Here is a 22,455-nt window from a genome sequence, read left to right as displayed (position 1 = left end):
GTTCACCCCTTCAGGCCGCTGGTGCTGACGCCTTCGACCAGCAGGCGCTGGAAGGCCAGGAAGAACAGCACGATCGGAACGAGCGCGAGCGCCGACATCGCGAACATCGCGCCGAAGTTCGACTCGCTGCTGGTGTCGACGAACAGCCGCAAACCCAGCGGCACGGTGAACTTCTCCGTGTCGTTCAGGTACACCATCTGCGTGAAGAAGTCGTTCCACGTCCAGATGAACGTGAAGATCGACGTCGTGACCAGCGCCGGTTTCGACAGCGGCAGCACGACGTGCCAGAACGTCCGGTAGACCGAACAGCCGTCGATGATGGCCGCTTCGTCGAGCTCGCGCGGGATGCCCCGCATGAACTGCACGATCAGGAACACGAAGAACGCCTCGGTGGCCAGCAGCTTCGGCAGGATCAGCGGGACGAAGGTGTTGACCAGCCCGGCCTGCTGGAAGATCACGTACTGCGGGATCAGCGTGACGTGGTAGGGCAGCATCAGCGTGGTGATCATGAACGCGAACAGCGCGCCCCGGAACCGGAACTTCAGCCGGGCGAAGGCGAACGCGGCCAGCGAGCACGACAGCACGTTCGCCGCCACCGAGAGGCCGGCCACCAGGAACGAGTTGAGGAAGAAGCGGCCGAACCCGACGTCCGCCGCGCCCTCCCAGCCCTTCGTGTAGCCGTCGAAGACGAACCTGCTGGGCAGCAGCGCCAGCCGGGAGAGGATCTCGTCCGGCGGCTTGACCGACGCGAACGCCAGCCACACCAGCGGGTAGAGCACCACGGCGACGATGACCAGGCACAGCACGTGCCAGCCGAACGACCGCGCCGTACGCGGCAGCACGGTCATTTCTTGTCCTCCGCATCGTCGTAGAACACCCAAAGCTTCGCCGTGCGGAACACGATGGCCGTCACGATCGCGATGACCACCAGCAGCACCCACGCCATCGCGGACGCGTAGCCCATCCGGAAGTCCTGGAAGCCGACCTCGAACAGGTAGAGCGTGTAGAACAGGTCCGCGTCGGCCGGCCCGCCTCGGCCGCCGCCGATGACGAACGCCGGGGTGAACGCCTGGAAGGCGTGGATCGCCTCCATCACCAGGTTGAAGAAGATCACCGGCGAAAGCATCGGCAGCGTGATGTGGCGGAAGCGGCGGAACGCGCCCGCGCCGTCGATCGCGGCGGCCTCGTGCAGCTCCGCCGGGATCTGCTTGAGCCCGGCCAGGAAGATCACCATCGGCGCGCCGAACTGCCAGACGCCCAGCAGCACGATCGAGGCGAGGCTGAACTGCGGGTCGTCGACCCAGCTCGGGGTGTGCCAGCCGAAGGACGCCAGCACCTCGTTCACCGGGCCGCCGCCCATGAACAGCGCCCGCCACACCAGCGCTGCCGCGACACTCGCGCCGAGGAGCGAAGGCGCGTAGAACGCCGCCCGGTAGAAGCCGTTGGCGCCGCGGCGGGTGTTCAGCAGCATCGCCACCAGCAGCGACACCGTCAGCTTCAACGGCACCGAGACCAGCACGTAGATCAGCGTGACCTTCACCGACTGCAGGTAGCGGTCGTCGCCGGTGAACATGTGCGCGAAGTTGCCAAAGCCGACCCACTTCGGCGCGGTGAACATGTCGTAGTCGGTGAACGACAGGTACAGCGAGACCACCATCGGGCCGACGGTCAGCGCCACCGCGCCGAGCAGCCACGGCGTCAGGAAGGCGAACGCCTCCGGCTGGCTCTTGCGGCGGCGCCCGGCCGGCCGGCCCCGGCGGCCGCGCGCGGCGGGCGCCGGGGGCGCGACCGGGGGGTCCGGCGTGCGCAGGGTCGTCATCGGCTAGGACAGTCCCTTCTGGGCTTCGGTCATGAACCGGTTGACCGCGTCGTCGATGCTCATCCGGCCGAACGCGACCTCTTCGTACGTGCGCTGCAGCAGCTTCTGGATCGCGCCGGCACCCTTCGGCGGCACCGGCGGCGCGGCCCCGAGCTTCGGTTCGAGCGCGGCTTCGTAGTCGTAGAGGGTCTTGTCGCTGCCCTTCGCGCCGGCCGCCAGCTGCGCGCGGACCTTGAGGTTCGGCGCGAGGCCGCGGTCGGTGCCGACGATCTTGCCGACCTCGGGGTCGTTGACGAGGAAGTCGACGAGCTTCGCCGCCGCCGCCTGCTGCTGGCTGCGCGCGGACACGGACAGGAACATCGACGGCCGCCGGTACTGGCCGGTGTCGCCGTTCGCGCCGGTCGGGTACGGCGCCACGTTCAGCGGCTTGCCGTTCGCCTTCTGGTACGCCGGAAGCAGGTTGTCGTAGGCGAACTCCGAGCTGGTCAGTTTCTTGCCCAGCGGGGCCTGTTCGGGCGAGGTGTTGTAGGACGCCGTGACGTCGGCGGGCGAAGCGGCCTTCGTGTCGCGGAACTTGTTCGCCAGCTGCCAGTAGCCGCGCAGGTCGTCGGCGGTGAAGCCGAGCTTGCCCTCGGGGGTGTAGAACTGCTTGCCCTGCTGGCGCAGCCAGATCTCCAGCGTCGTGTCGAGGATGCCGAAGTCGGTGACCCCGCGCGCCGAGCCCGCCGTGCCGACCTTCTGGGCCACCTCGGCGAACCGGTCCCAGGTCATCCCCTTCGCCGGGTCGCCGCCGGCCGCCGTGAACGCCGCCGGGTCGTAGATCATCGCCGGCGTGTTCTGCGCCCACGGCACGGCGTAGCGCTTGCCCTGGTAGACGCCGGTGGCCGCCAGTTCCGGGTTGACGTCGGCGAGCGAGATCGCCTTGCCGGCGCCGGAGTTCAGGTCGGCCAGCACGTTGCGGCCGCCGTATTCGGCCAGGTAGCGGCTGTCGACGTTCAGCACGTCCGGCGGCTTGCCCCCGGCCGTCTGCGTCGCCAGCTTCTCCCAGTAGGCCGCGTACGCCGAGAACGACGTCTGCACCTTGATGTTCGGGTTCTTCTGCTGGAAGAGCTCGACGGCCTTCTTCGTCAGGTTCGCCCGCCCGTCGCTGCCCCACCAGACGAAATTGATGGTCACGTCGCCGCCGCCACCGGAGTCCGAGCCGCAGGCGGCCACCCCGGTCAGCAGCAGCGGGACCACCACGGCCAGCGCGGCGACACCTCGCCCCTGGGTCCTACGCTCAGTTGTCCGCCCCATCGAACTCTCCGTCCTCAGCCGGTCAGCACTTTTCTGAAAACGCTGTCAGCGCGCTCACGGTAGGCAGTGCGCCACACCGGTGTCAACGGGCAAACGGCGGCAATACCCCTTGCGTACCAACGTCTTCACTGTTCAGAGGACATGCCGAGAAAGCGCTTACAGCAACGGCGGCGATGACCGGGCTGCCAGCGCTGGTGCGCACCGGCCGCGTTATCCGGTGCGTTCGGCGGCCGCGCCGCCCGACGGTCGTCGCGCGGCACTCGCCCACGGGACGCCGATCTCGGAGAACAGCGCCAGCCGGTCCGCGGCGACGGCGACCTCTTCGCCGATCCCCCGCACGACCGGGTGCCGGCTCGCCCCTTCGCCCACGGTGCGGATCCAGCCCGCCGGGATCCGCGACGGCGACGGCGCGTCCCGCACCGCTTCGACCACCGAGGCGAACGCCCGGGTGCCGGCCAGCGGCGCGAGCAACGGCACGCCGTCCGGGTCGAGGCGGTGGGCGATCAGGTTGCGCAGCAGGTCCGCCGGTTCGCCGAGGTGGAACCGCTCGTCGTCGATTTCGAGGCGGTGGCTCTTGTACCAGAACTTCGCGCGGCCGCGCTCGCCGTGCACCACGACGTAGGGCTCGTGGTCCTGCTCGGCGCACAGCGAAGCGGCGACGACGATCTCGGGTCCGTCGCCGAACCGGATCCGCAGGCACGCGGTGTCGTCGGCCTCGATGTCGCGGGTGCCGTAGAGCTCGAGCGCGATCTCCGCCGGGTCGCGCCCGGCGACCCCGCCGACCAGCAGCGCGGTGGCCACGGCGTGGGAGAATGGGTTGGTCAGGGCGCCGTCGACGACGGCCTCGCCGTCGAGCCAGCGGCGCCCGGCCCACGGGTTGCGGCGGTAGTAGGCGTCGGTGCGGATCCACGCCCCGGCCGCGCCGACCCCGGTGACTTCGCCGAGCCGGCCGGCCGCGATCGCCGCCCGGAGGACGGGCAGCACCGGGGAGCCGAAGCTCTGGAACCCGGTCTGGCAGGCGGCGCCGGTCTCCGCGGCCAGCCGCGACAGCGTGGTGAAGCCGTCGAGGTCGAGCACCGGCGGGGTCTCCAGCAGCAGGTCGCTGCCCGCCCGCAGCACCGCGGCGCCGGTCTGGACGTGCGCGTGCGGCGGCGTCGCGACCACGGTGATGTCGGGGCGGCAGCGGCGGAGCAGGTCGTCGACGCTCGCGTGCGCGGTGCCGCCCGGAGGCAGCAGCGTGATGGCGGCGGCCGACGGGGGCCGGATGTCGGCCATGCCGGCGAACCGGACCAGTCCTTCGTCGTGCAGGATCCGCGTCCGGTGCAGGTAGCTGAAGGCGTAGCCGGACGTGCCGACGACCGCCACCCTCGGCGGGTCCGCCACGGTGCGGCTCCGGCTCCCCGACATGGATCTCCGATCGGCGGGCCCGGTGGGGCGCCCGCGCGGAACTGACGAATGGGTCAGGCTTTGGGAGAAACTTCCGGTCGTCACCGTAGGGCGTGCGTGACAAACGTGTCAATCATCAGGACGGTTGCGTCGAAATAGTCGAATCGCCGATGCTCCGAACGGCTGCCCGCGTTTTGAGATAGCGCTTACTGGAATAGACCACTTCCGCCTGCAAGTCCTGAAGACCGTTTGCAGGATTTGTTGACAATGCACTCGGGGAGTTTCCATGATGTTGCGGGAGCCTGCCGAGGAGTAGCCGTGACCGTGACGATTCACGACGTCGCCCGCCGGGCCAACGTGTCGATCTCGACCGTCTCGCGGGCGTTCACGTCCCCCGACCTGGTCCGGCAGCAGACCCGCACCCGGGTTCTGGCCGCGGCGCACGAGCTGGGCTACCACGCGGCCGGCACGCCGCAGCCGGGGCCCGCGGTCCGCACCGGGCACATCGGGATCGTGGTCTCCGACCTGGGCAACCCGTTCTTCACCGGGGTGCTGAACGGCGTGCAGGCCCGTGCGCGCCAGGACGACATCGCGGTGCTGTTCGCCAACAGCGACGAGGACCCGGCGATGGAGCAGAACCTCGTCCGCCGGATGGCCAAGCAGGTCGACGGCGTCGTGCTGTGCAGCCCGAGCATGACCGACGACCAGCTGCGCGCGCTCGCCGGGCAGACCACCCTGGTGCTGCTCAACCGGGAGGTCCCCGGTATCCCGTCGATCGTGATGGACGCCGCGGACGGGATGCGCCAGGCGATCGAGCACCTGGCCGCGCTGGGCCACCGCCGCTGCGCCTACCTGGGTGGGCCGCGGGCGTCCTGGGCGAACCAGACCCGCAGGCTGGGCTTGGCGGAGACCGCGCGGAAGCACGGCACCGAAGTGGTCGAGTTCGGCCCGTTCCCGCCGGTGTTCGAGGGCGGCCTGCAAGGCGCGGACCTGGCGCTGGCGGCGGACGTGACGGCGATCGTCGCCTACAACGACCTCGTCGCCTTCGGCGCGCTGGCGCGGCTGAACGCCCGCGGGGTGCCGGTGCCGGACGAGGTCAGCCTGGTGGGCTTCGACGACCTGGTCTTCGCGGCGATCTCGGCACCCCCGCTGACGACGATCGCGATGCCCACGGAGGCGGCGGGCCGTGCGGCGGTGACGATCATGCTGGGCCTGCTCGACGGCGAGGCCGACGAGCACACGACCCAGGTGCTGGACACCCACCTCATCGTCCGCGCCACCACGGCTCCGCCGTCGGCCTGACCGGCGGGGCCGACCAGCTCACTCCGGCGGGCCAGGGCCTGTCCTCAAAGCTGGTGCGGGTGATCCGCTTTGATCTTCGGTCGTGGTGCGGAAGCATGAGCTGACCGACGAGCAGTGGCAGGTCATTCAGCCGCTGCTTCCGGTGTCGAGCGTCAAGGGGCGTCCTGCGGCGGGCAGAGTGCGAGTCAGGTGATCATCCCATCGGCCGCTCCCCCGGTGGGTTCACCACCAAGACCCACCGGGCTTGTGACGGCCACGGGCGGCCGCTGTTGATGTTGCTGACCGGCGGCAACGTCAACGACTGCACCCAGTTCCCTGCGGTCATGGCCGGGATCGAGTTCCGTCACCCTTGCCCGGGCCGACCGGCGGGCCGACCGAGCCGGGTCCTGACGGACAAGGGCTACTCCAGCCGCCATCCGCACCTACCTGCGCCGGAGTCACACATCCCGGGACCAACGAGCCAACCGGCTGCGCCGCGGCCGGGCCGGTGGTCGCCCATCGACCTGGCCACCCTGCTCCCCTGCCTTGTGAAAAAGCCCTAGCCGCCGAAGACGTTGCGGCTCAGGAAGGGGTTGCGGAACTTGCCCCGCGGGTCCAGCCTCTCCGCCAGCGCCCGGAACTCGGCCAGCCGCGGGTATTCAGCCGGGATGCCGTGGAACAGCTTGCCCCAGTGCGGACGCGCACCGAACGGGGCCAGGCGCTCCTCGATGACCGGCAGCACCGCCTCCACCTCGGGCTGCCGCGGCTGCCAGGTGAAGTGCAGGGCGACCCGGTCGCCGCCGTGGCAGGGGCTCAGCCAGCGGTCGTCGCCCGCGATCGCGCGGATTTCCGAGACCAGCAGCAGCGGCGCGACGAGGTCGCCGATCTCGCGGACCGCCCGGATCGCGGCGGTCGCCGCGCTGTAGGGCACGAAGTACTCCGACTGCAGCTCGTCCCCGACGCTCGGGGTGAACGCCAGCGCGAAGTGCGGCAGCCGCTCGTGCCACGGGCCCGGCACCCCTTGCTGGGGCGTGCAGTTGCCCGCCGGGATGCCGGCGGCGTGCGCCGGGTGGCGCGGCCCGTCGGCGGGCACCGCGCCGAACAGGCCGGCGCGTTCGGTGAAATCGCCGGCGCGGCTCTTGATCCACACCTGGTCGATCGCGTCGTTCGCCCAGTTCGTGAACATGCTGACGCTGTAGCCGGCGTCTTCGATTTCGTCGAAGTGCTCGTACGCGGCTTCCCACGGCAGATCGTCGAAGACGTCTTGGCGGACGTCGAACGCCGGCACCACGTCGAGGGTCAGCCGGGTGACGACGCCGAACGCGCCGAGCCCGACGACCAGCCCGGGGAACTCGGCGTCTTCTCGGGTGAAGCTCCGCAGCTCACCGTCGGCGGTGACCAGCTCGAGGCCGGAGACGGCCGCGGCGAGACCCGGCTGCCGCCGCCCGGAGCCGTGGGTGCCGGTCGCGACGCTGCCCGCCACCGTGATGTGCGGCAGCGACGCCAGGTTCGACAGCGCGAACCCCGCGTCGTGCAGCTGCTGCGCGAAGTCGCCGTAGCGGGCCGACCCGCCGACCGTCACCGTGCCGTCGCCGAGCTCGACTCCGGCGTCGAGGGCGCTCAGGTCCAGCAGGAGCCCGCCCGGGGAGTCGGCGATGTCGTTGAAGCAGTGCCGGCTCCCGAGGGCTTTGACGTGCGTCGCGGCCGCGACGGCGGCCCGCACCTCGTCGACCGTCCGCGGGGTCGTCACCGCGTCCGCGCCGTACGTGAGGTTCCCGGCCCAGTTCGACTCGCCCACCCGCATGTGTCCTTCCGCGTGCCCGACCTTCGTCTCGAACCCTACGCGGCCGCCGCGTGCCAGAAGTCCCGCATCCAGCGCGCCAGGGTTCGGTGACGGCGATGTCCACCGCGCCGCCCATCCCCCACCCCTGGCCTTCGAGGAAGAGCGTGCCGATCTCGCGGTGCGCCGCGGTGGTGTGGTCGGTGGTCATCAGCCGGACGGCCTCGGGGGTGAGCACGCCGGCGCCACCGCCCAGCAGCATGCGGCCGAACGCGACCCAGTCGCCCGCCGTCCCGGCGAGGCCGCCGTTGCCGAGCGGCAGCGCCGGCATCGTGCGCCACTGGCCGTCCGGCGGATCGGCGAGCACCAGCCCGCCGGCGGTCTTCTTGCAGAAGGCGGTGGACCGGCCGGGCGCGGCCACGAAGCCGGTGTCGGTCATGCCCAGCGGGGCGAAGATCCGTTCGGCGAGGAACTCGGGGAAGGACTGGCCGGACGCGCGGGCGACGAGCAGGCCCTGGATCGTGGAGCAGGTGTCGTACAGCCAGGCTTCCCCGGGCTGGTAGGCGAGGGGCACCCGGGCGAGCCGCGCGAGCCAGACGTCGGACTCGGGGAAGCTCTGCACCTCCCGGCCGTCGCCTTGCACGGGGAGCAGCGCCCGCACGGCCGGGAGGGTGAAGTCCGACGGGAAGCCCCAGCCGGCCTGGCCGGTGAGGACGTCGAACACCGTGATCGGCCGCTTCGCCGGGACGACGTCGTCGAGCGGGCCCGGCGGCGTCCGCACGACCTTCGGCTCGGCCAGCTCGGGCAGCCAGCGGCCGATCGGGTCGTCGAGGGCGAGCCGGCCGTCGTCCACCAGCACCAGCACCGCGGCCGCGGTGATCGGCTTGGTGATGGACGCGAACCGGAACAGCGTGTCTTCGGCCATCGGGCGGCTGCCCTCGACGTCGACCGAGCCGGCGGTCACGACCTCCCGCCGGCCGCCCCGGTCCACGATCGCCACCGCACCGGGCAGCGTCCCGTCCTCGACGTAGCGGTGCAGGGTCTCGCGCAGGTTCATGATCCTCCCCGGGCGGTCCGGCCGACGATACTTCAGCGGGCCGGGATGATCGCCTGGTGCGGGCCGCCGAGGCCGTGCGGGCTGAGCAGCCGGCCCATCCGCTTCGGCATCCGCAGCGTGATCGCGCGGTCGAGAACCCGCGCACCGGGGGCGGCTTCCGCCAGCCGCGTCTCGTAGGCCGAGCAGTCGGCCGGTACCCGCAGCCACGCCGACACGACGAGGTTGCCCTCCCCGACCACCGCCGCGGCGAGCCGGGTCTCCGGCAGCTGCGCGATCGCCGCCCCGGCGCGGTCGAGCTCCGTCGCGCGGGTGTCGAGGCGGTAGCCCGCGATCACCGGCCAGCCGGCCGGGACGTGCGCGAGGTCGCACCGGAAGTCGAGTTCGTGGTTGCGCAGCATCCGCGCCAGCGTGCGCCGCACCGCCGACTCGCTCATCCCGCAGTCACGGGCCAGCACCGCGTAGCTGCGCCGCCCGTCCTCGCCCAGCGACTCGACCAGCGCGCGCAGGCCCCGGTCGTTCCACTGCTGCGGCACGACCAGCCGGGCCTGCACCGCGGTGTCGTCCAGCACTGCCCGTTGTTCGGGGGCGAGCGCGTCCACCAGCCAGCCGCTGCCCTCCCGGTAGACGCGGGTCGCGACGGCCAAGCGGACCTCCCGCACCCCGGGCAGGGCGCCGATGCGGCCGGTGACCAGCGCGTCCAGCGCGTCGAGGTCGCGGGCGGACAGGCCGAGGAACAGTGAGAACCGGCTCGTCGTGCGCTCGACGCTGAACACCGACGGCCAGCCGCACAGCTCGCGGGTCAGTCCGCTCAGCGCGTCCGGCCGGCAGGCGAGGTCGACGTAGCCGACCGTGGTCGTCGGCGGGGTGCAGTAGGCGGTGAGCCAGGCCAGCCCGGCGGCCTGCAGCCGCTCCCAGCGGCGGGCCGCCGTGGTCGCGTCGGTGCCCACGGCGGCGGCGATGCGCGTCCACGGCGCCCGCGGGTCGCGCTGGAGCGCTTCCACCAGCGCGAGGTCCGACGCGCTCAACCCCGGGCGCGCCGTTTCCGGCGGCGCACCGGGCGAAACGGGCATGGCGCATTGTGACCTGGTCATGATCGGCTGCCAAGGGGCACGCCGGACGCGCCGGCGTGCCCCTCGCCGTCCTACCGGCGCCGCAGCCGCGGCACCACGGCCGCGCCCGCCATCAGCACGAGGACACCGCCGAGCGCGATCGGCAGTGCCGGCCCGTCACCGGGGTCCGCCGCGGGCACCGCGCGTTCGCGGCCGCCGTAACCACCGCCCGCGCCTTCGCGGTCGTAGGCCGAGCCCGGCAGCTTGTCCGCGTACCGCCCGTGCAGCGCCGTGCGGTAGTCCCGGAGCGACACCTTCGTGCCCGCGGCCAGGCCGGTGACCGAGCCGTCCAGGACCGTCACGACGTCGCCGTGCACCGCGTACCACGCGTTGACCTGGGGCTCGTGCAGGAGGTAGCCGCCGGCGGCGGCCTGGGCGTACTGCCGCTCGTAGTCGCCGGACGCGACGTTGACGACGGTCCACGCCGCGCCCTGGCGCTCCGCCCAGACGGTGGCGGCGGTGCCGTCGCCGGTCCGCGCCGGGACCGCGACGTAGGCGAGGGCGGCGGGGACGTCCGACTTCCCGGCGACGAACGCCGCCGTCGGCTCGTAGACCGGCACCTGCGTCCCCGGGTCGGCGGCCTGCTGCGCCGCCGCGGCCGCCGCGCGGCTGCCCGGGAACTTCGTCGTCGCGAGCCGGCCGAGGGTGGCCGCGCCGCCCGTGACCTGGCCGATGGCGGCGGTGTCGGCGGCGGTCGGCGCGCCGGTGGGCCCGTCCGCCGCGCTCGCGGCACCGTCCGTGGTGAGCATCACGGCGCCGGCCAGCACGGCCACGCCCAGCACTTTCCGCAGCATGCTCATCCCTCGATCCCGTACAGCGTGTGGGTCCACTGGAACTGGCTGTTCGAGCGGTAGGTGTCGTAGTTCATCGAGTTGTAGCGGCTGTTGTTCGGCCACGGGTCGCCGTATTCGACGCGGGTGGTGCCGCTCGAATTGTCGTATCCGTAGAGCACGTGCATGTGGCCGCCTCCGGAGCGCCAGCCGATGCGGGTGCCGACCGGCTTCCCGGCGTCGATCTGGGTTTTGACGCCGGTGAAGGAAAGCGTCTGGCCGCCCGAGTTGTACGTGCCGACGTTCGTGAAGCCGAGGTAGCGGAAGACTCGCTGCTGGTCGGACAGGTAGCCCTGGTTGTTGGCGCAGTCGCTACCGGATTCGTTGTGCGCGATCTGGCAGAACCGGGTCTGGGTTAGGGAGTATCCCCAATAGCCGGCGATCGTGTTGCCGCTGGCGTCCCAGCACCACTGGTCCTTCTGCTGCGCCTGCATGGTGATTCCGAGATCGGTCCGCGCCGCGGCCGCGGTGGCCGGGGCTTGCAGCCCGACGACCGCGACCGAGAGCGTGGCGAGTCCACACAGGACTCTTGAAATGGTTTTCACGAAGTACTCCTCCAGCCGGTGATGATTCGACGTGGTGGCTGGGAATACTCCGCTCCCGGCACCGTGATCCGGTACCTACCAAGGGAGGATTGCGTTGGCGGGAAACGATTCCGGCGGATCCCGGCAGTTCCGGGCCGCCGGATTCCGGCATCGCCCCGGGGCCGCCGGACGGATTCCGGCGGCCCCGCGGCGACCGGGTCAGGAAACGGTCGTCGTGCCGAGGACGGCGTCCTGGTCCGGCGGGTCGAGCGTCAGCTTGACGTCGAACTCGCCGAGGCTGCTGTCGGTGACGACGTGCGTGCTCGCGGCCGGGTCGACGCTGCTGACCGCCTCGCCGGCCGGGGTGCCGGCCGGCACGGTGAAGTCGACCTGGCCGCGCGCGGTGAACTTCAGGCTGCCTTCGGCGGGCACCGGCGTCGCGGGGATCGGCAGCGCGACCGGGATGGCCACGGACTGCCCGCCGACGGCCACGTTCACCCGGGACTTGATCGAGCCGGACAGCTGGGTGGCGCCGACCAGGCGCAGGCCGTCACCGGCGGCTTGGCCGGCGTCGACGTCGAGGCTGAAGGGCACCGAAACCGTGCTGCCCGCGGCGGCGGTGGCGGGGATGTCGGCCCCGACCACGACGGTGACCGCCTGGTCGCCGATGAGCGGGAACCCGCCCCGGTAGGTGAGCGTCTTTTCGGCGGCCGCGGCGGGTCCCGCGGAAACAATGGCGAGCGCGCCGGCCAGCAGCGCGGCAAGGCCGATTCCGCGGCGTCGGGTATTCCTCATGTCCGGTCCTTTCCTCGTCGAACGGCGGTTCGGATACTAGGTGGAAAACTTCCCAACCGGCTATTTGCTTTTCTCGTTTCCCGGGAATTTGTCATGCGCGTCCGGCCGTACGGTTCCGGTTTTTGTCATCGACCCGCGAGGGCGGCGGCGTGGTTGCCACACGGTGCGAGTGAGTGTACAGTCACTCACATGACCAAACGTGGTGCCACGCTCTCCACCTCCGACGCCCGGCGGGACGCCGTCATCGAGGCGGCCATCGCCGAGTTCGCCGGCGGCGGCTACCACGGCACGCCGATCAGCGCGGTGGCCGCCCGGGCCGACATCTCCCCCGCGTACGTCTTCAAGTTGTTCCCCGGCAAGGTTTCCCTGTTCGTCGCCGCGCTGGACCGGTGCTACGAACTCGTCGTCCACGCGCTCTCGAACGGCGCCGCCCGCGTCGAGGATGCCGACCCGGGGAAGATCCTGTACGAGATGGGCGACGCCTACGCGGAGCTGATCGCCGACCGGAACCTGCTGATGCTGCAGGTGCACGCCCAGTCGGCCGCCGACACGCCCGAGATCGCCGACGCCGTCCGCCGCGGGCTGGCCAAGGTGACCGAATTCGCCCGCTCACGCTCCGGGGCGGCCGACGACGAGGTGCAGCGATTCATCGCCTACGGGCAGCTCTGCCACCTGATCGTCACCCTCGACCTGGACGAGCGCGCCGGCGAATGGGCCGCCGTGCTGGCCGCCGGCATCCGCCACCCCGGCAAGAACTGAAAACCCCGGCCCGATCCCGGGCCGGTTTTCTCGCCCGTCGAGTGATTGACCAGTCACTCACACCCTGGAAGGAACCACCGTGAACGTCACCGAGATCGTCCTCCCCGGCCTCGTCGCGCCGGCCGGCCTGCGCGTCGAACACCGCGAGCTGCCGCCCCTGGGCGCCGGCGAAGCCCTGATCCGCGTCGAGGCCACCGGAATCTCGTTCGCCGAGCAGCAGATGCGGCGCGGCAAGTACTACGACCAGCCGCCGTTCCCGTTCGTCCCCGGCTACGACGTCGTCGGCACGGTGCTCGAAGCCGCGGACCCCGCCCTGATCGGCCGTCGCGTGGCCGCCATGACCAAGATCGGCGGGTGGCGCAGCCACCTCGCCCTCCCCGCCGCCGACCTGGTGCCGGTGCCCGACGGCCTGGACGCCGCCGAAGCGGAAACCTTCGTCGTCAACGGCATCACGGCGTACCAGATGCTGCACCGGTGGGCGAAGGTGCGCCCCGGCGGCACGATCCTGGTCCACGGCGCGAGCGGCGGCGTCGGCACCACCCTCGTGCAGCTCGCCCGCGCGGCCGGGATCAAGGTGATCGGCACGGCGTCGGCCCGCAACCTGGACGTCGTGACCGCGCTCGGCGCCACCGCGGTGGACTACCGCGGCGACGTCCCGGCCCGGGTGCGCGCGCTGGCGCCCGGCGGGGTCGACGCCGTCTTCGACCACGTCGGCGGGCCCGGCATCGTCGATTCGTTCCGCCTGCTCGCCCCGGGCGGTGCCCTGCTCGCCTACGGCAGCGCGTCGACCGTGAACGCCGGGGGCAACCCGAAGCCCGCCGTGTTCAAACTCGTCGCGCGGCTGCTGTGGTGGAACGCGCTGCCGAACCGCCGCCGGGCGCACTTCTACAACGTCTGGGGCGGCAAGCGGAACCTCGCGCGGTTCCGCGCCCGCCTGGCCGAAGACCTGACCGCGGTCTTCGAGCTGGCCGTGCAGGGACAGCTCAAGGCGCAGGTGGCCGCGCGGATGCCGCTGACCGAAGCCGCGAAAGCCCTGGCGCTGGCCGAGTCCGGCACGGTGACCGGCAAGGTCGTGCTCGTCCCCTGAAACGCACCGAAGGCCACCACGGCGAGCGTGGTGGCCTTCGGGTCGTGAGCGATCAGTCCGTGCCGAACTCCATCGCGGCGTTGTCGAGCAGCTCGACGTCGTCGGTCTTGCCGCGCGAGGCGATCACCTCGGCGCCGCCCTCGGGCATCGCGCCGATCAGGCCGGTCGACGCGGCCTGGGCGGCGCCGATCAGCTTCGGGTTCGAGCCGCCGACCATGCCGAGGCTCGCGTACTGCTCCAGCTTCGCCCGCGAGTCGGCGATGTCCAGGTTGCGCATGGTCAGCTGGCCGATCCGGTCGACCGGGCCGAACGCCGAGTCCTCGGTCCGCTCCATCGACAGCTTGTCCGGGTGGTAGCTGAACGCCGGGCCGGTCGTGTCGATGATCGAGTAGTCCTCGCCGCGGCGCAGCCGCAGGGTGACCTCGCCGGTGATCGCGGTGCCGACCCAGCGCTGCAGCGACTCGCGCAGCATCATCGCCTGCGGGTCCAGCCAGCGGCCCTCGTACATCAGCCGGCCGAGCTGCCGCCCGTGGTTGTGGTAGCTGGCGAGGGTGTCCTCGTTGTGGATGGCGTTGACGAGCCGCTCGTAGGCCGCGTGCAGCAGCGCCATGCCCGGAGCCTCGTAGATGCCGCGGCTCTTGGCCTCGATGATCCGGTTCTCGATCTGGTCGGACATCCCGAGCCCGTGCCGGCCGCCGATGGCGTTGGCCTCGAGGACGAGGTCGACGGCGGTGGCGAACTCCTTGCCGTTGATCGTCACCGGCCGGCCCTGCTCGAAGCCGACCGTGACATCCTCGGCCGAAATCTCGACCTCGGGGTCCCAGAACGCCACGCCCATGATCGGCTTGACGATCTCGATACCGGTGTCCAGGTGCTCCAGCGACTTGGCCTCGTGCGTGGCGCCCCAGATGTTGGCGTCGGTCGAGTAGGCCTTTTCGGTGCTGTCGCGGTAGGGCAGGTCGTGCGCGAGCAGCCACTCGGACATCTCCTTGCGGCCGCCGAGCTCGGTCACGAAGTCCGCGTCGAGCCACGGCTTGTAGATGCGCAGGGAGGGGTTGGCCAGCAGGCCGTAGCGGTAGAACCGCTCGATGTCGTTGCCCTTGTAGGTGGAGCCGTCGCCCCAGATCTGGACGTCGTCTTCGAGCATCGCGCGCACCAGCAGCGTGCCGGTGACCGCACGGCCGAGCGGGGTGGTGTTGAAGTAGCTGCGGCCGCCGGTGCGGATGTGGAACGCGCCGCACGTCAGCGCCGCGAGCCCCTCTTCGACCAGTGCTTCCCGGCAGTCGACCAGCCGGGCGATCTCGGCGCCGTACTGGCCGGCGCGCCCCGGCACCGAATCGATGTCGGGCTCGTCGTACTGGCCGATGTCGGCGGTGTAGGTGCAGGGGACCGCGCCCTTGTCGCGCATCCACGCGACCGCTACGGAAGTGTCGAGGCCGCCGGAGAAAGCGATACCGACACGCTCGCCGACGGGCAGGGAAGTGAGCACCTTGGACATGCGAATGATTATGCACGGCGATGCATCGTCGTGCAATCCGGGGTGCGCCGAGTCACGAAAACCCCGTTGACGTGCGTGGTTCGGTGCTCACATGGGCCGCATGCACGCCGACGAGCACACCATCGACACCGCGCTGGTCCGGCGGCTGGTGCGCGGGCAGTTCCCGCGGTGGGCGGACCTGCCGGTCACTCCCCTGGCCTCCGGGGGCACGGTCAACGCGGTGTACCGCCTCGGTGACGGCCTGACGGTCCGGCTTCCCCTGACCGCGGGCGGCGCCGGTGACATCGCGAAGGAAGCGCGGGTCCTCCCCGCGCTCGGCGGACTGCCGGTGGCGGTCCCGGCCGTCGTCGCGGTCGGCGAACCCGCCGAGGGGTACCCGTGGCCGTGGGCGGTGCACGGCTGGCTGGACGGCTCACCGGCGCTCGAAGGCCGGGACGCACCGGCGCACGACCTGGCGGAGTTCGTGCGTGCGCTGCGGGCGCACCCGGCGGACGGTCCCCCGGCCTTCCGCGGGCAGCCGCTGTCCACGGTGGACACGGCCACGCGCCGCGCGATCGAGGAGCTGCGCCGCATCGACGAGCCCTTCGACGCAGAGGCGGCCCTCGCCGTCTGGGCCGAGGCGCTGGAAGCTCCACAGTGGACAGGCGCGCCGTGCTGGGTGCACGCGGACCTGATGCCGAGCAACCTCCTGCTGCGCGACGGCCGCCTCAGCGGCGTCCTCGACTGGGCGACCGCGGGCCTCGGCGACCCGGCGATCGACCTGATCCCGGCGTGGAACCTGCTGACCGCGGAGACCAGACCCACCTTTCGCGACGCCGTCGGCGGTGACGACGCGACCTGGGCCCGCGGCCGGGGCCGGGCGCTGTCGATGGCGGTGATCCAGCTGCCGTACTACCGGAACACGAACCCGGTCATCTCGGCCAACGCCCGGTACGTGCTCACCGAGCTGGGCGTGCTCACCAGCTGCCGACGACCGGCAGGTCCCACCGCAGGGCGTGCAGGTTCCGGGTCAAGACCGTGCAGGCGCCCGTGACCGCGCCGCGGTCGTTGATGTCCTCGGCGCGGCACCAGGCGTACTCCGTCAGTGGCCGCAGCTCGGTGAGCCTGTCGCCGGGCCCCCAGACCAAGTCCCTGCCGCCGATTTCCACGAGCGCGCTGCCCGTGTTGTTCGCGGCGCCGAGCCGGTTCCATTCGCCGTCCGGATTCGGGTGCACGGTCAGCTGCCCGGCCGGGTCCCAGCGGGCCAGGTTCCTGGGGCTGCCGTCCCCCGCCTCCACGGTGCCGTAGATCGTCCCGTCCTCGCCGATCTCCTCCGCGGTGCTGAACTTCCAGGTGGTGTCGAGCACGGTGAGGTGGCCCGCCGCATCCCACCTCGCGGCGTGGGAGCCGCTCGAGCCGACGACGGTGCCCGCGTTGTCGAGGTCGGCGGGCGTGCCGCCGCCTTCCAACGGCACGAGGTTGCCCGCCGGGTCCCAGTACTTCGACTCCCCCTGGTACGCACTGAGGACCGCGCCCGCGTCGTTGATCGCGAAGCCGCGGCCCTGGCCGAGGGCCGTGACCGTGCCCCGGGCCGTGTCCCACTCCACCGCCGTGTCCGGAGCCGAAGTGCCGTAGGAATACCCGACGGCGATGCCGTGGGCGTTGATCGCGGCCACCGTGGAGGACGGGTAGCCCGGCACCGGCGGCAGGTCCACCGGCACCCCGGACGCGCCCCAGAGCGTCGCCCGCCGGCCGGACCCATCGGCTATCACCGAGTTGCCGATCGCCACCCCGTCCTCGGTGATCGCGACGGGGTCGACCGTGTCGTAGCCCGGCTGCGGCGGCAGCTCGGTGATCCGGCCTGCCGCGTCCCACCGGGCCCCGCGCGGGTTGTTCGCCTTGTCGAACGCCGTCCCGAACACCATTCCGGAGTTCGACACCCGATCTCCGTAGCTGGTCAGTCCCCCGGGCAGCGTGCCCAGGTCGACCGGGGCGACCGGTTCGTCCGCACCGGCCGGGACCGCGGTGAGCACCAGCGCCACCGCCGCCGCCGCGAGAACACCTCTGAACATCCCTGTTCCTCCCCTTCAGGTCGGTTCCGGGGTGTCCACGCGCGACGGCGGTGACCGGTTTAGCTCGGCAGCAGCGCCGGGGCCGCGAGGCGGGTGGCGTTCGCCGCCGCGTCGTCCGGGGCTTCCTGGGCCGACCGCTCCGCCTCCACCCGGGCCAGGTAGTTGGCCACCTCGCGGTCGGTCCGGTGCGCGTCCCAGCCCAGCAGCGGGGCGATCAGCCCGGCCACGACGGGCGCCGCCGCGACACCGCGGTCGCGCTCCTCGATCGAGATGCGCGTCCGCCGCGTGAGCACGTCCTCCAGGTGCAACGCGCCCTCGTGGGAGACCGCGTAGACGGCCTCCACGCGGAGGTACTCCGACGTTTCCGTGATCGGCTCCCCGAGCGAAGGCTCCTTCTCGATCAGCTCCAGGAGGTTCCAGATCCGCGTGCCGTACCGCTGCAGCAGGTGCTCGACGCGGGTCAGCGGCAGTCCCGCCTTCGCGGCCACGCCGAACCGGTCCGCCCACAGCTCGTGGTAGCCCTCGGCACCGGCGATCGGGAGCCGGTCGGTCCACGACGGCGGGGCCGGGCGGCCCAGCTCCTCGACCGCGACGTCGACCGCATCCGCGGCCATCACCCGGTACGTCGTGTACTTGCCGCCGGCCACGATGACCAGGCCCGGCACCGGGTGCGCCACCGCGTGCTCCCGCGACAGCTTCGTCGTCGCGGCCGCCTTCGCCGCCAGCAGTGGGCGGAGCCCGGCGTAGACGCCCTCGATGTCGTCGTGCGTCACGGGGGTGCGCAGGACGGCGTTGAGGTGTCCGAGCACGTAGTCGACGTCCGCGCGGCTCGCCGCCGGGTGCTCGCGGTCGAGGTCCCACTCGGTGTCGGTGGTGCCGACGATCCAGTGCCGTCCCCACGGGATGACGAACAGCACGCTCTTCTCGGTGCGCAGGATCAGCCCGGTGTCCAGGTCGATCTTTTCGCGCGGCACCACGAGGTGGATGCCCTTCGACGCGCGGACGGTGAACGGCGCGGGGATCCCGGCCGCCTCCGCCATGTCGTCGCTCCACACGCCCGTCGCGGCGACCACGGTGCGAGCACGGATCTCGAACTCGATCCCGCTCTCGCGGTCCACGACCTTCGCCCCGACGACTCGCTCGCCGTCGCGAAGCAGCGAAGTGACGCGAGCCCGCGTGAGCACCGAAGCGCCCTGCTCGGCGGCCGTCCGCGCGATCGTCATCGTGTGGCGGGCGTCGTCGACCTGGGCGTCGTAGTACTGGATCGCCCCGATCAGCGCGTCGTCCGCGAGCGCCGGGGCCACCTTGAAGGCGCCCCGCTTGGACAGGTGCCGGTGCCGCGGCAGCGCGCGGGCGCCGCCGAGGGTGTCGTACAGCGTGACGCCGGCGCCGATGTAGCCGCGCTCCCACACCCGGTGCTGCAGCGGGACCAGGAACTTGACCGGCCGCACCAGGTGCGGGGCCAGCGTCTGCAGCAGCAGGCCGCGTTCCTTGAGGGCTTCGCGCACCAGCTTGAAGTCCAGCTGCTCCAGGTAGCGCAGGCCGCCGTGGATGAGCTTGGACGACCGGCTGGACGTGCCGGCGGCGAAGTCGCGGGCCTCGACCAGCGCGGTCGACAGCCCCCGGGACGCGGCGTCGAGCGCGACGCCGGCCCCGGTCACTCCCCCGCCGACGACGAGCACGTCGACCTCTTCGTTCACCAGTTTCCGCAACGTTTCCGCGCGGTACTGCGGGGAAAGCGGGGTCACGGTGTTCCTCCTCGTGGTCACTGCACGTCGACCCAGTCGAGCGTGCGGCCGACGGCCTTCTGCCAGCCCGCGTAGCCTTCGGCGCGCTGCTCGTCGGTCCACGTCGGCGTCCAGCGCTTGTCTTCGTTCCAGTTCTGTTCGAGCTCGTCGGTCGACTTCCAGAAGCCGACCGCCAGCCCGGCCGCGTAGGCGGCGCCGAGCGCGGTGGTCTCGGCGACGACCGGCTTCGACACCGGCACGCCGAGGATGTCCGCCTGCAGCTGCATGCACAGCTCGTTGGCGGTGACGCCGCCGTCCACCCGCAGCACGTCCAGCGTGACGCCGGAGTCGTTCTGCATGGCCTCGACGACGTCGCGGGTCTGGTAGCAGATCGCTTCCAGGGTGGCCCGCGCGATGTGGGCGTTCGTCGTGGCGCGGGTGAGGCCGACGATCGCGCCGCGGGCGTCGGAGCGCCAGTAGGGGGCGAACAGGCCGGAGAACGCCGGGACGAAGTAGACGCCGCCGTTGTCCTCGACCTGGCGGGCCAGGCTCTCGCTCTGGGCCGCGCCGCTGATGATCCCGAGCTGGTCGCGCAGCCACTGCACCGCGGACCCCGTGACGGCGATCGAGCCTTCCAGCGCGTAGACGGGCTTCTCGTCGCCGAACTGGTAGCACAGCGTCGTCAGCAGGCCGTGCTGGGAGCGGACCAGCTCCTGGCCGGTGTTGAGCAGCAGGAAGTTGCCGGTGCCGTAGGTGTTCTTGGCCTCGCCCGGCCGGAAGCACACCTGGCCGACGGTGGCGGCTTGCTGGTCGCCGAGGACGCCGGTGATGGCGACCTCGCCGCCGAGCGGACCGTCCGCGCGGGTGGTGCCGAAGCCCGGGTTCGACGAGGGCCGGATCGCCGGGAGCATCTGCCGCGGGACGTTGAAGAACGACAGCAGTTCGTCGTCCCAGTCGAGGGTCTCGAGGTCCATCAGCATGGTGCGGGAGGCGTTGGTCGGGTCGGTGACGTGCACGCCGCCGTCCGGGCCGCCGGTGAGGTTCCAGATCAGCCACGAGTCGGTGGTGCCGAAGAGGGCGTCACCCTTCTCGGCGTCCTCGCGCACGCCTTCGACGTTCTCGAGGATCCACTGCAGCTTGCCGCCGGAAAAGTAGGTGGCGGGCGGCAGGCCGGCCTTCCGGCGGATGATGTCGCCCTTGCCCTCGCGCTCGAGCGCGGAGGCGATCCGGTCGGTGCGGGTGTCCTGCCAGACGATGGCGTTGTGGTACGGGCGGCCGGTGCGGCGGTTCCACACGACGGTGGTCTCGCGCTGGTTGGTGATGCCGAGCGCGGCCAGGTCGCCCACACTCAGGTTCGCCTTGTTCAGCGCGGTCGCGATGACCGAGCGGGTGCGTTCCCAGATCTCGGTGGCGTCGTGCTCGACCCAGCCCGGCCGGGGCAGGATCTGCTCGTGCTCGAGCTGGTGGCGGGCGATCTCGTTGCCGCCGTGGTCGAAGATCATGAAGCGGGTGCTGGTGGTGCCCTGGTCTACGGCGCCGACGAAGTCCGGCATGGTCGTGCTCCTACTCAGTTGGCGGGCTCGAAGTCCTTGGCGGGCATGGCGTCCAGCGGGTCCCCGGCGGGCAGGTGCCGCTCGATCAGGTACTTGTAGATCGCGCCGCCGATGACCGCGCCGACGATCGGCGCCACGATCGGGATCCACCAGTAGGGGAAGCCGTATTGGTCGGTGAACGCCGTGTCGTAGCCGGTCAGCCAGGAGGCCAGGCGGGGGCCGAAGTCGCGGGCGGGGTTGATCGCGTACCCGGCGTTCGTGCCCCAGGCCATGCCGATGGCGACGACGAGGAAGCCGACGACGACCGGGGCCAGGTTCGCGCCCGGCGAGGTGTTGCGGAGGTCGGTGATGGCGAAGATCACCAGGACGAGGATCGCGGTGCCGATGATCTGGTCGCGGAAGGCACCCCAGTCACCCACCGGAAGCGTGCCGTTACCCGGAAGGGTGGAGAACACGCCCTGGGTCTTGATCGTCAGGCCCGGGTCCTTGGCGTTGAGAACCTCGGTGTAGTTCCACCGCACCAGCATCGCGGCCAGGAACGCGCCGGCCGTCTGGGCCAGGGCGTAGGGAGCGACCTTGCGCCACTCGAAGCCCTTGAACACCGCCAAGGCGATGGTCACGGCCGGGTTCAGGTGCGCGCCGCTGATCCGCGAAGCGACGTAAACACCCAGCGTCACGCCGAGGCCCCAGGCCCAGGCGATGCTGTCGTGGTCCCCGATGCCCGCGGCGACGACCTGCGCCACCACGCCACACCCGAACAGGATGAGGATCATCGTTCCCACGAACTCGGCGGCCATCTCGCCACCGAGTCCGCGGGCCTTGAGGCTTCGCACCATTGCTTTCCTCCACAAAGGACCTTGTCCCCCTACTGGTGGAGTGAAGTTAAGTTCGCATTTCAGGCCGGTCAACGGACGGCGGTCGGCATTGTCGAACGGCCGGAGTGGATGTTCGACATTGTCGAATCAGGGCCGGTCGGGTTAGGGTGCGCCGTGCCCGGTCCGATCCAGTCCATCGAGCGCGCCGCCGCGATCCTGCGGTTGCTGGCGCGCGGCTCGGGGCGTCTGGGCGTCGGCGAGATCGCCGACGCGCTCGAACTGGCGAAGGGCACCGCGCACGGGATCCTGCGCACGTTGCAGGGCGTCGGGTTCGTCGAGCAGGACCGCGACACGGGCAAGTACCAGCTGGGCGCCGCGCTGCTGCACCTGGGCACGAGCTACCTCGACGTCAACGAGCTGCGCTCCCGGGCGATCAACTGGGCCGACGCCCTGGCCGCGCGCAGCGGCGAGGCGGTCCGGATCGGCGCGCCGCTGGAGGGCCGGGTGCTGGTCGTGCACCACGTGTTCCGGCCGGACGACAGCCTGCAGACCCTCGACGTCGGCACGCTGCTGCCGCTGCACGCGACCGCGCTGGGCAAGGTCCTGCTGGCCTACGACACGACGCTCGTGGCATCGTTGCGCACCGGCGAACCGGAGGCCTACACCCGCCGGACCCTGGTCACCCAGACCGCGATCAAGCGCGCGTGCGCCAAGGTCCGCGAGGCGGGCTGGGCTGCGGAGAACGGCGAGATGATCTCGGGCGAGGCCGGCATCGCGGCCCCGATCCGCGGCCACGGCGGCATCGTGGTCGGCGCGCTCGGGGTGTCCGGCGCGGTGGAGCGGATCTGCGAGCCGGACGGCAGCCCCAGCGCCCGGCTGCTGGGCCACGTCCGCGACGCGGCGCGGGCGGTTTCGCGGGACCTGGGAGCGTCCCGATGGTGAAGGAGTCGGCCATCCCCACGCAACGCCGGACGTCGCGAATGACTCATTCGGGACCTCGGAGGTCCCGAAGGTGTTATTAACGGGCCCCCGCGGGGGGGGGCAGGGGGGGGGGGACGGGGGCGAGGGGGCGCGGGGGTGGAGCCTCC

General features: G+C 71.6%; 19 protein-coding genes and 2 pseudogenes. 6 read left to right on the top strand and 15 right to left on the bottom strand.

The annotated features are described in order from the left end of the window. Positions 1 to 2: 2 nt before the first annotated feature. The 4 genes from AB0M30_RS40155 to AB0M30_RS40140 all read right to left on the bottom strand — a co-directional run bounded on the left by AB0M30_RS40155 (position 3) and on the right by AB0M30_RS40140 (position 4,522). Positions 3 to 848, bottom strand: a complete 846-nt coding sequence (locus AB0M30_RS40155; protein ID WP_013226274.1) for a carbohydrate ABC transporter permease — start codon at positions 846 to 848, stop codon at positions 3 to 5. Next, the gene (locus AB0M30_RS40150; protein WP_364595578.1) at positions 845 to 1,819 is read right to left on the bottom strand and encodes a sugar ABC transporter permease; all 975 of its coding nucleotides are present in this window, start codon (positions 1,817 to 1,819) and stop codon (positions 845 to 847) included. Before AB0M30_RS40150 ends, AB0M30_RS40155 begins: the two co-directional genes overlap by 4 nt. A 3-nt stretch (positions 1,820 to 1,822) precedes the next feature. After that, positions 1,823 to 3,115 (bottom strand): extracellular solute-binding protein, encoded by a 1,293-nt coding sequence (locus AB0M30_RS40145; protein WP_364595575.1) that lies wholly within the window; start codon positions 3,113 to 3,115, stop codon positions 1,823 to 1,825. A 210-nt stretch (positions 3,116 to 3,325) separates the two neighbouring features. Further along, positions 3,326 to 4,522 carry a Gfo/Idh/MocA family oxidoreductase gene (locus AB0M30_RS40140; RefSeq protein ID WP_364595572.1) on the bottom strand — a complete coding sequence of 399 codons (1,197 nt, stop codon included), beginning with the start codon at positions 4,520 to 4,522 and terminating at the stop codon, positions 3,326 to 3,328. Positions 4,523 to 4,819: 297 nt separating this feature from the next. Here AB0M30_RS40140 and AB0M30_RS40135 point away from each other — a divergent pair, with 297 nt between their 5' ends. Together AB0M30_RS40135 and AB0M30_RS40130 are read left to right on the top strand one after the other, a co-directional pair. Further along, complete coding sequence (locus tag AB0M30_RS40135) at positions 4,820 to 5,803, top strand: LacI family DNA-binding transcriptional regulator (protein ID WP_364595570.1); 984 nt, start codon at positions 4,820 to 4,822, stop codon at positions 5,801 to 5,803. Between the two features lie 194 nt (positions 5,804 to 5,997). After that, positions 5,998 to 6,238 (top strand): annotated as a pseudogene (locus AB0M30_RS40130) (transposase); the annotation flags it as partial. A gap of 103 nt (positions 6,239 to 6,341) precedes the next feature. Here the strand turns inward: AB0M30_RS40130 and AB0M30_RS40125 are convergent. The 6 genes and pseudogenes from AB0M30_RS40125 to AB0M30_RS40100 form a co-directional block, all read right to left on the bottom strand. Further along, positions 6,342 to 7,586 (bottom strand): FAD-binding protein, encoded by a 1,245-nt coding sequence (locus AB0M30_RS40125; protein WP_364595567.1) that lies wholly within the window; start codon positions 7,584 to 7,586, stop codon positions 6,342 to 6,344. Positions 7,587 to 7,746: 160 nt separating this feature from the next. Continuing rightward, positions 7,747 to 8,619: pseudogene (locus tag AB0M30_RS40120) on the bottom strand (serine hydrolase domain-containing protein); the annotation flags it as partial. Positions 8,620 to 8,651: 32 nt separating this feature from the next. After that, the gene (locus AB0M30_RS40115) at positions 8,652 to 9,710 is read right to left on the bottom strand and encodes an Lrp/AsnC family transcriptional regulator (protein WP_364595564.1); all 1,059 of its coding nucleotides are present in this window, start codon (positions 9,708 to 9,710) and stop codon (positions 8,652 to 8,654) included. A 50-nt stretch (positions 9,711 to 9,760) separates the two neighbouring features. Further along, entirely contained in the window at positions 9,761 to 10,528 is a 768-nt protein-coding gene (locus tag AB0M30_RS40110) for a hypothetical protein (protein ID WP_364595561.1), read from the bottom strand. After that, positions 10,525 to 11,103, bottom strand: coding sequence for a papain-like cysteine protease family protein (locus AB0M30_RS40105; RefSeq protein WP_364595558.1), 579 nt, complete (start codon positions 11,101 to 11,103; stop codon positions 10,525 to 10,527). The genes AB0M30_RS40110 and AB0M30_RS40105 overlap by 4 nt, the downstream gene beginning before the upstream one ends. 198 nt (positions 11,104 to 11,301) lie before the next feature. Continuing rightward, a complete protein-coding gene (locus AB0M30_RS40100; RefSeq protein WP_364595555.1) occupies positions 11,302 to 11,877 on the bottom strand; it encodes a DUF6801 domain-containing protein in 576 nt (191 codons plus the stop codon). A 189-nt stretch (positions 11,878 to 12,066) separates the two neighbouring features. Between AB0M30_RS40100 and AB0M30_RS40095 the strand changes: the two genes are divergently transcribed. Both AB0M30_RS40095 and AB0M30_RS40090 read left to right on the top strand, forming a co-directional pair. Then, on the top strand, positions 12,067 to 12,636 hold the full coding sequence (locus AB0M30_RS40095) for a helix-turn-helix domain-containing protein (protein WP_364595552.1): 570 nt from the start codon (positions 12,067 to 12,069) through the stop codon (positions 12,634 to 12,636). Between the two features lie 79 nt (positions 12,637 to 12,715). Further along, positions 12,716 to 13,723 carry a medium chain dehydrogenase/reductase family protein gene (locus tag AB0M30_RS40090; protein WP_364595549.1) on the top strand — a complete coding sequence of 336 codons (1,008 nt, stop codon included), beginning with the start codon at positions 12,716 to 12,718 and terminating at the stop codon, positions 13,721 to 13,723. A 52-nt stretch (positions 13,724 to 13,775) separates the two neighbouring features. On the opposite strand, the gene argG is transcribed toward AB0M30_RS40090, so the two are convergent. Next, positions 13,776 to 15,221, bottom strand: a complete 1,446-nt coding sequence (gene argG / locus AB0M30_RS40085; protein WP_364595546.1) for an argininosuccinate synthase — start codon at positions 15,219 to 15,221, stop codon at positions 13,776 to 13,778. A gap of 91 nt (positions 15,222 to 15,312) precedes the next feature. Here argG and AB0M30_RS40080 point away from each other — a divergent pair, with 91 nt between their 5' ends. Beyond that, entirely contained in the window at positions 15,313 to 16,254 is a 942-nt protein-coding gene (locus AB0M30_RS40080; RefSeq protein ID WP_364595544.1) for an aminoglycoside phosphotransferase family protein, read from the top strand. Here AB0M30_RS40080 and AB0M30_RS40075 read toward each other — a convergent pair. The 4 genes from AB0M30_RS40075 to AB0M30_RS40060 are packed head-to-tail and all read right to left on the bottom strand — an operon-like array spanning position 16,178 to position 21,388. Further along, positions 16,178 to 17,272, bottom strand: coding sequence for a hypothetical protein (locus AB0M30_RS40075; protein ID WP_364595541.1), 1,095 nt, complete (start codon positions 17,270 to 17,272; stop codon positions 16,178 to 16,180). The two genes, AB0M30_RS40080 and AB0M30_RS40075, sit on opposite strands and share 77 nt — an antisense overlap. Positions 17,273 to 17,331: 59 nt before the next feature. Continuing rightward, positions 17,332 to 19,020 carry a glycerol-3-phosphate dehydrogenase gene (gene glpD / locus AB0M30_RS40070; RefSeq protein WP_364595538.1) on the bottom strand — a complete coding sequence of 563 codons (1,689 nt, stop codon included), beginning with the start codon at positions 19,018 to 19,020 and terminating at the stop codon, positions 17,332 to 17,334. A 17-nt stretch (positions 19,021 to 19,037) separates the two neighbouring features. Next, positions 19,038 to 20,552 carry a glycerol kinase GlpK gene (gene glpK / locus AB0M30_RS40065; RefSeq protein ID WP_364595535.1) on the bottom strand — a complete coding sequence of 505 codons (1,515 nt, stop codon included), beginning with the start codon at positions 20,550 to 20,552 and terminating at the stop codon, positions 19,038 to 19,040. A gap of 14 nt (positions 20,553 to 20,566) precedes the next feature. Then, a complete protein-coding gene (locus AB0M30_RS40060) occupies positions 20,567 to 21,388 on the bottom strand; it encodes an MIP/aquaporin family protein (RefSeq protein WP_364595532.1) in 822 nt (273 codons plus the stop codon). 153 nt (positions 21,389 to 21,541) lie between these two features. On the opposite strand from AB0M30_RS40060, the gene AB0M30_RS40055 reads away from it, so the two are divergent. Continuing rightward, entirely contained in the window at positions 21,542 to 22,309 is a 768-nt protein-coding gene (locus AB0M30_RS40055; RefSeq protein ID WP_363993842.1) for an IclR family transcriptional regulator, read from the top strand. The last annotated feature ends 146 nt before the right edge of the window (positions 22,310 to 22,455 follow it).

Source organism: Amycolatopsis sp. NPDC051716 (assembly GCF_040681595.1).
In the GTDB taxonomy this organism is placed as follows: domain Bacteria; phylum Actinomycetota; class Actinomycetes; order Mycobacteriales; family Pseudonocardiaceae; genus Amycolatopsis.
Note: the sequence above shows the minus strand (reverse complement) of the source record. Positions and strands in the feature narration are given on the sequence as shown.

Excerpts from the sequence above, each read along its gene's own strand:
- argG (WP_364595546.1), bottom strand. The coding sequence starts at position 15,221 with ATGTCCAAGGTGCTCACTTCCCTGCCCGTCGGCGAGCGTGTCGGTATC.
- AB0M30_RS40150 (WP_364595578.1), bottom strand. The coding sequence starts at position 1,819 with ATGACGACCCTGCGCACGCCGGACCCCCCGGTCGCGCCCCCGGCGCCC.
- AB0M30_RS40110 (WP_364595561.1), bottom strand. The coding sequence starts at position 10,528 with ATGAGCATGCTGCGGAAAGTGCTGGGCGTGGCCGTGCTGGCCGGCGCC.
- AB0M30_RS40125 (WP_364595567.1), bottom strand. The coding sequence starts at position 7,586 with ATGCGGGTGGGCGAGTCGAACTGGGCCGGGAACCTCACGTACGGCGCG.
- AB0M30_RS40075 (WP_364595541.1), bottom strand. The coding sequence starts at position 17,272 with ATGTTCAGAGGTGTTCTCGCGGCGGCGGCGGTGGCGCTGGTGCTCACC.
- AB0M30_RS40100 (WP_364595555.1), bottom strand. The coding sequence starts at position 11,877 with ATGAGGAATACCCGACGCCGCGGAATCGGCCTTGCCGCGCTGCTGGCC.
- AB0M30_RS40155 (WP_013226274.1), bottom strand. The coding sequence starts at position 848 with ATGACCGTGCTGCCGCGTACGGCGCGGTCGTTCGGCTGGCACGTGCTG.
- AB0M30_RS40145 (WP_364595575.1), bottom strand. The coding sequence starts at position 3,115 with ATGGGGCGGACAACTGAGCGTAGGACCCAGGGGCGAGGTGTCGCCGCG.
- AB0M30_RS40080 (WP_364595544.1), top strand. The coding sequence starts at position 15,313 with ATGGGCCGCATGCACGCCGACGAGCACACCATCGACACCGCGCTGGTC.
- AB0M30_RS40140 (WP_364595572.1), bottom strand. The coding sequence starts at position 4,522 with ATGTCGGGGAGCCGGAGCCGCACCGTGGCGGACCCGCCGAGGGTGGCG.
- AB0M30_RS40115 (WP_364595564.1), bottom strand. The coding sequence starts at position 9,710 with ATGACCAGGTCACAATGCGCCATGCCCGTTTCGCCCGGTGCGCCGCCG.
- glpK (WP_364595535.1), bottom strand. The coding sequence starts at position 20,552 with ATGCCGGACTTCGTCGGCGCCGTAGACCAGGGCACCACCAGCACCCGC.
- AB0M30_RS40060 (WP_364595532.1), bottom strand. The coding sequence starts at position 21,388 with ATGGTGCGAAGCCTCAAGGCCCGCGGACTCGGTGGCGAGATGGCCGCC.
- AB0M30_RS40095 (WP_364595552.1), top strand. The coding sequence starts at position 12,067 with ATGACCAAACGTGGTGCCACGCTCTCCACCTCCGACGCCCGGCGGGAC.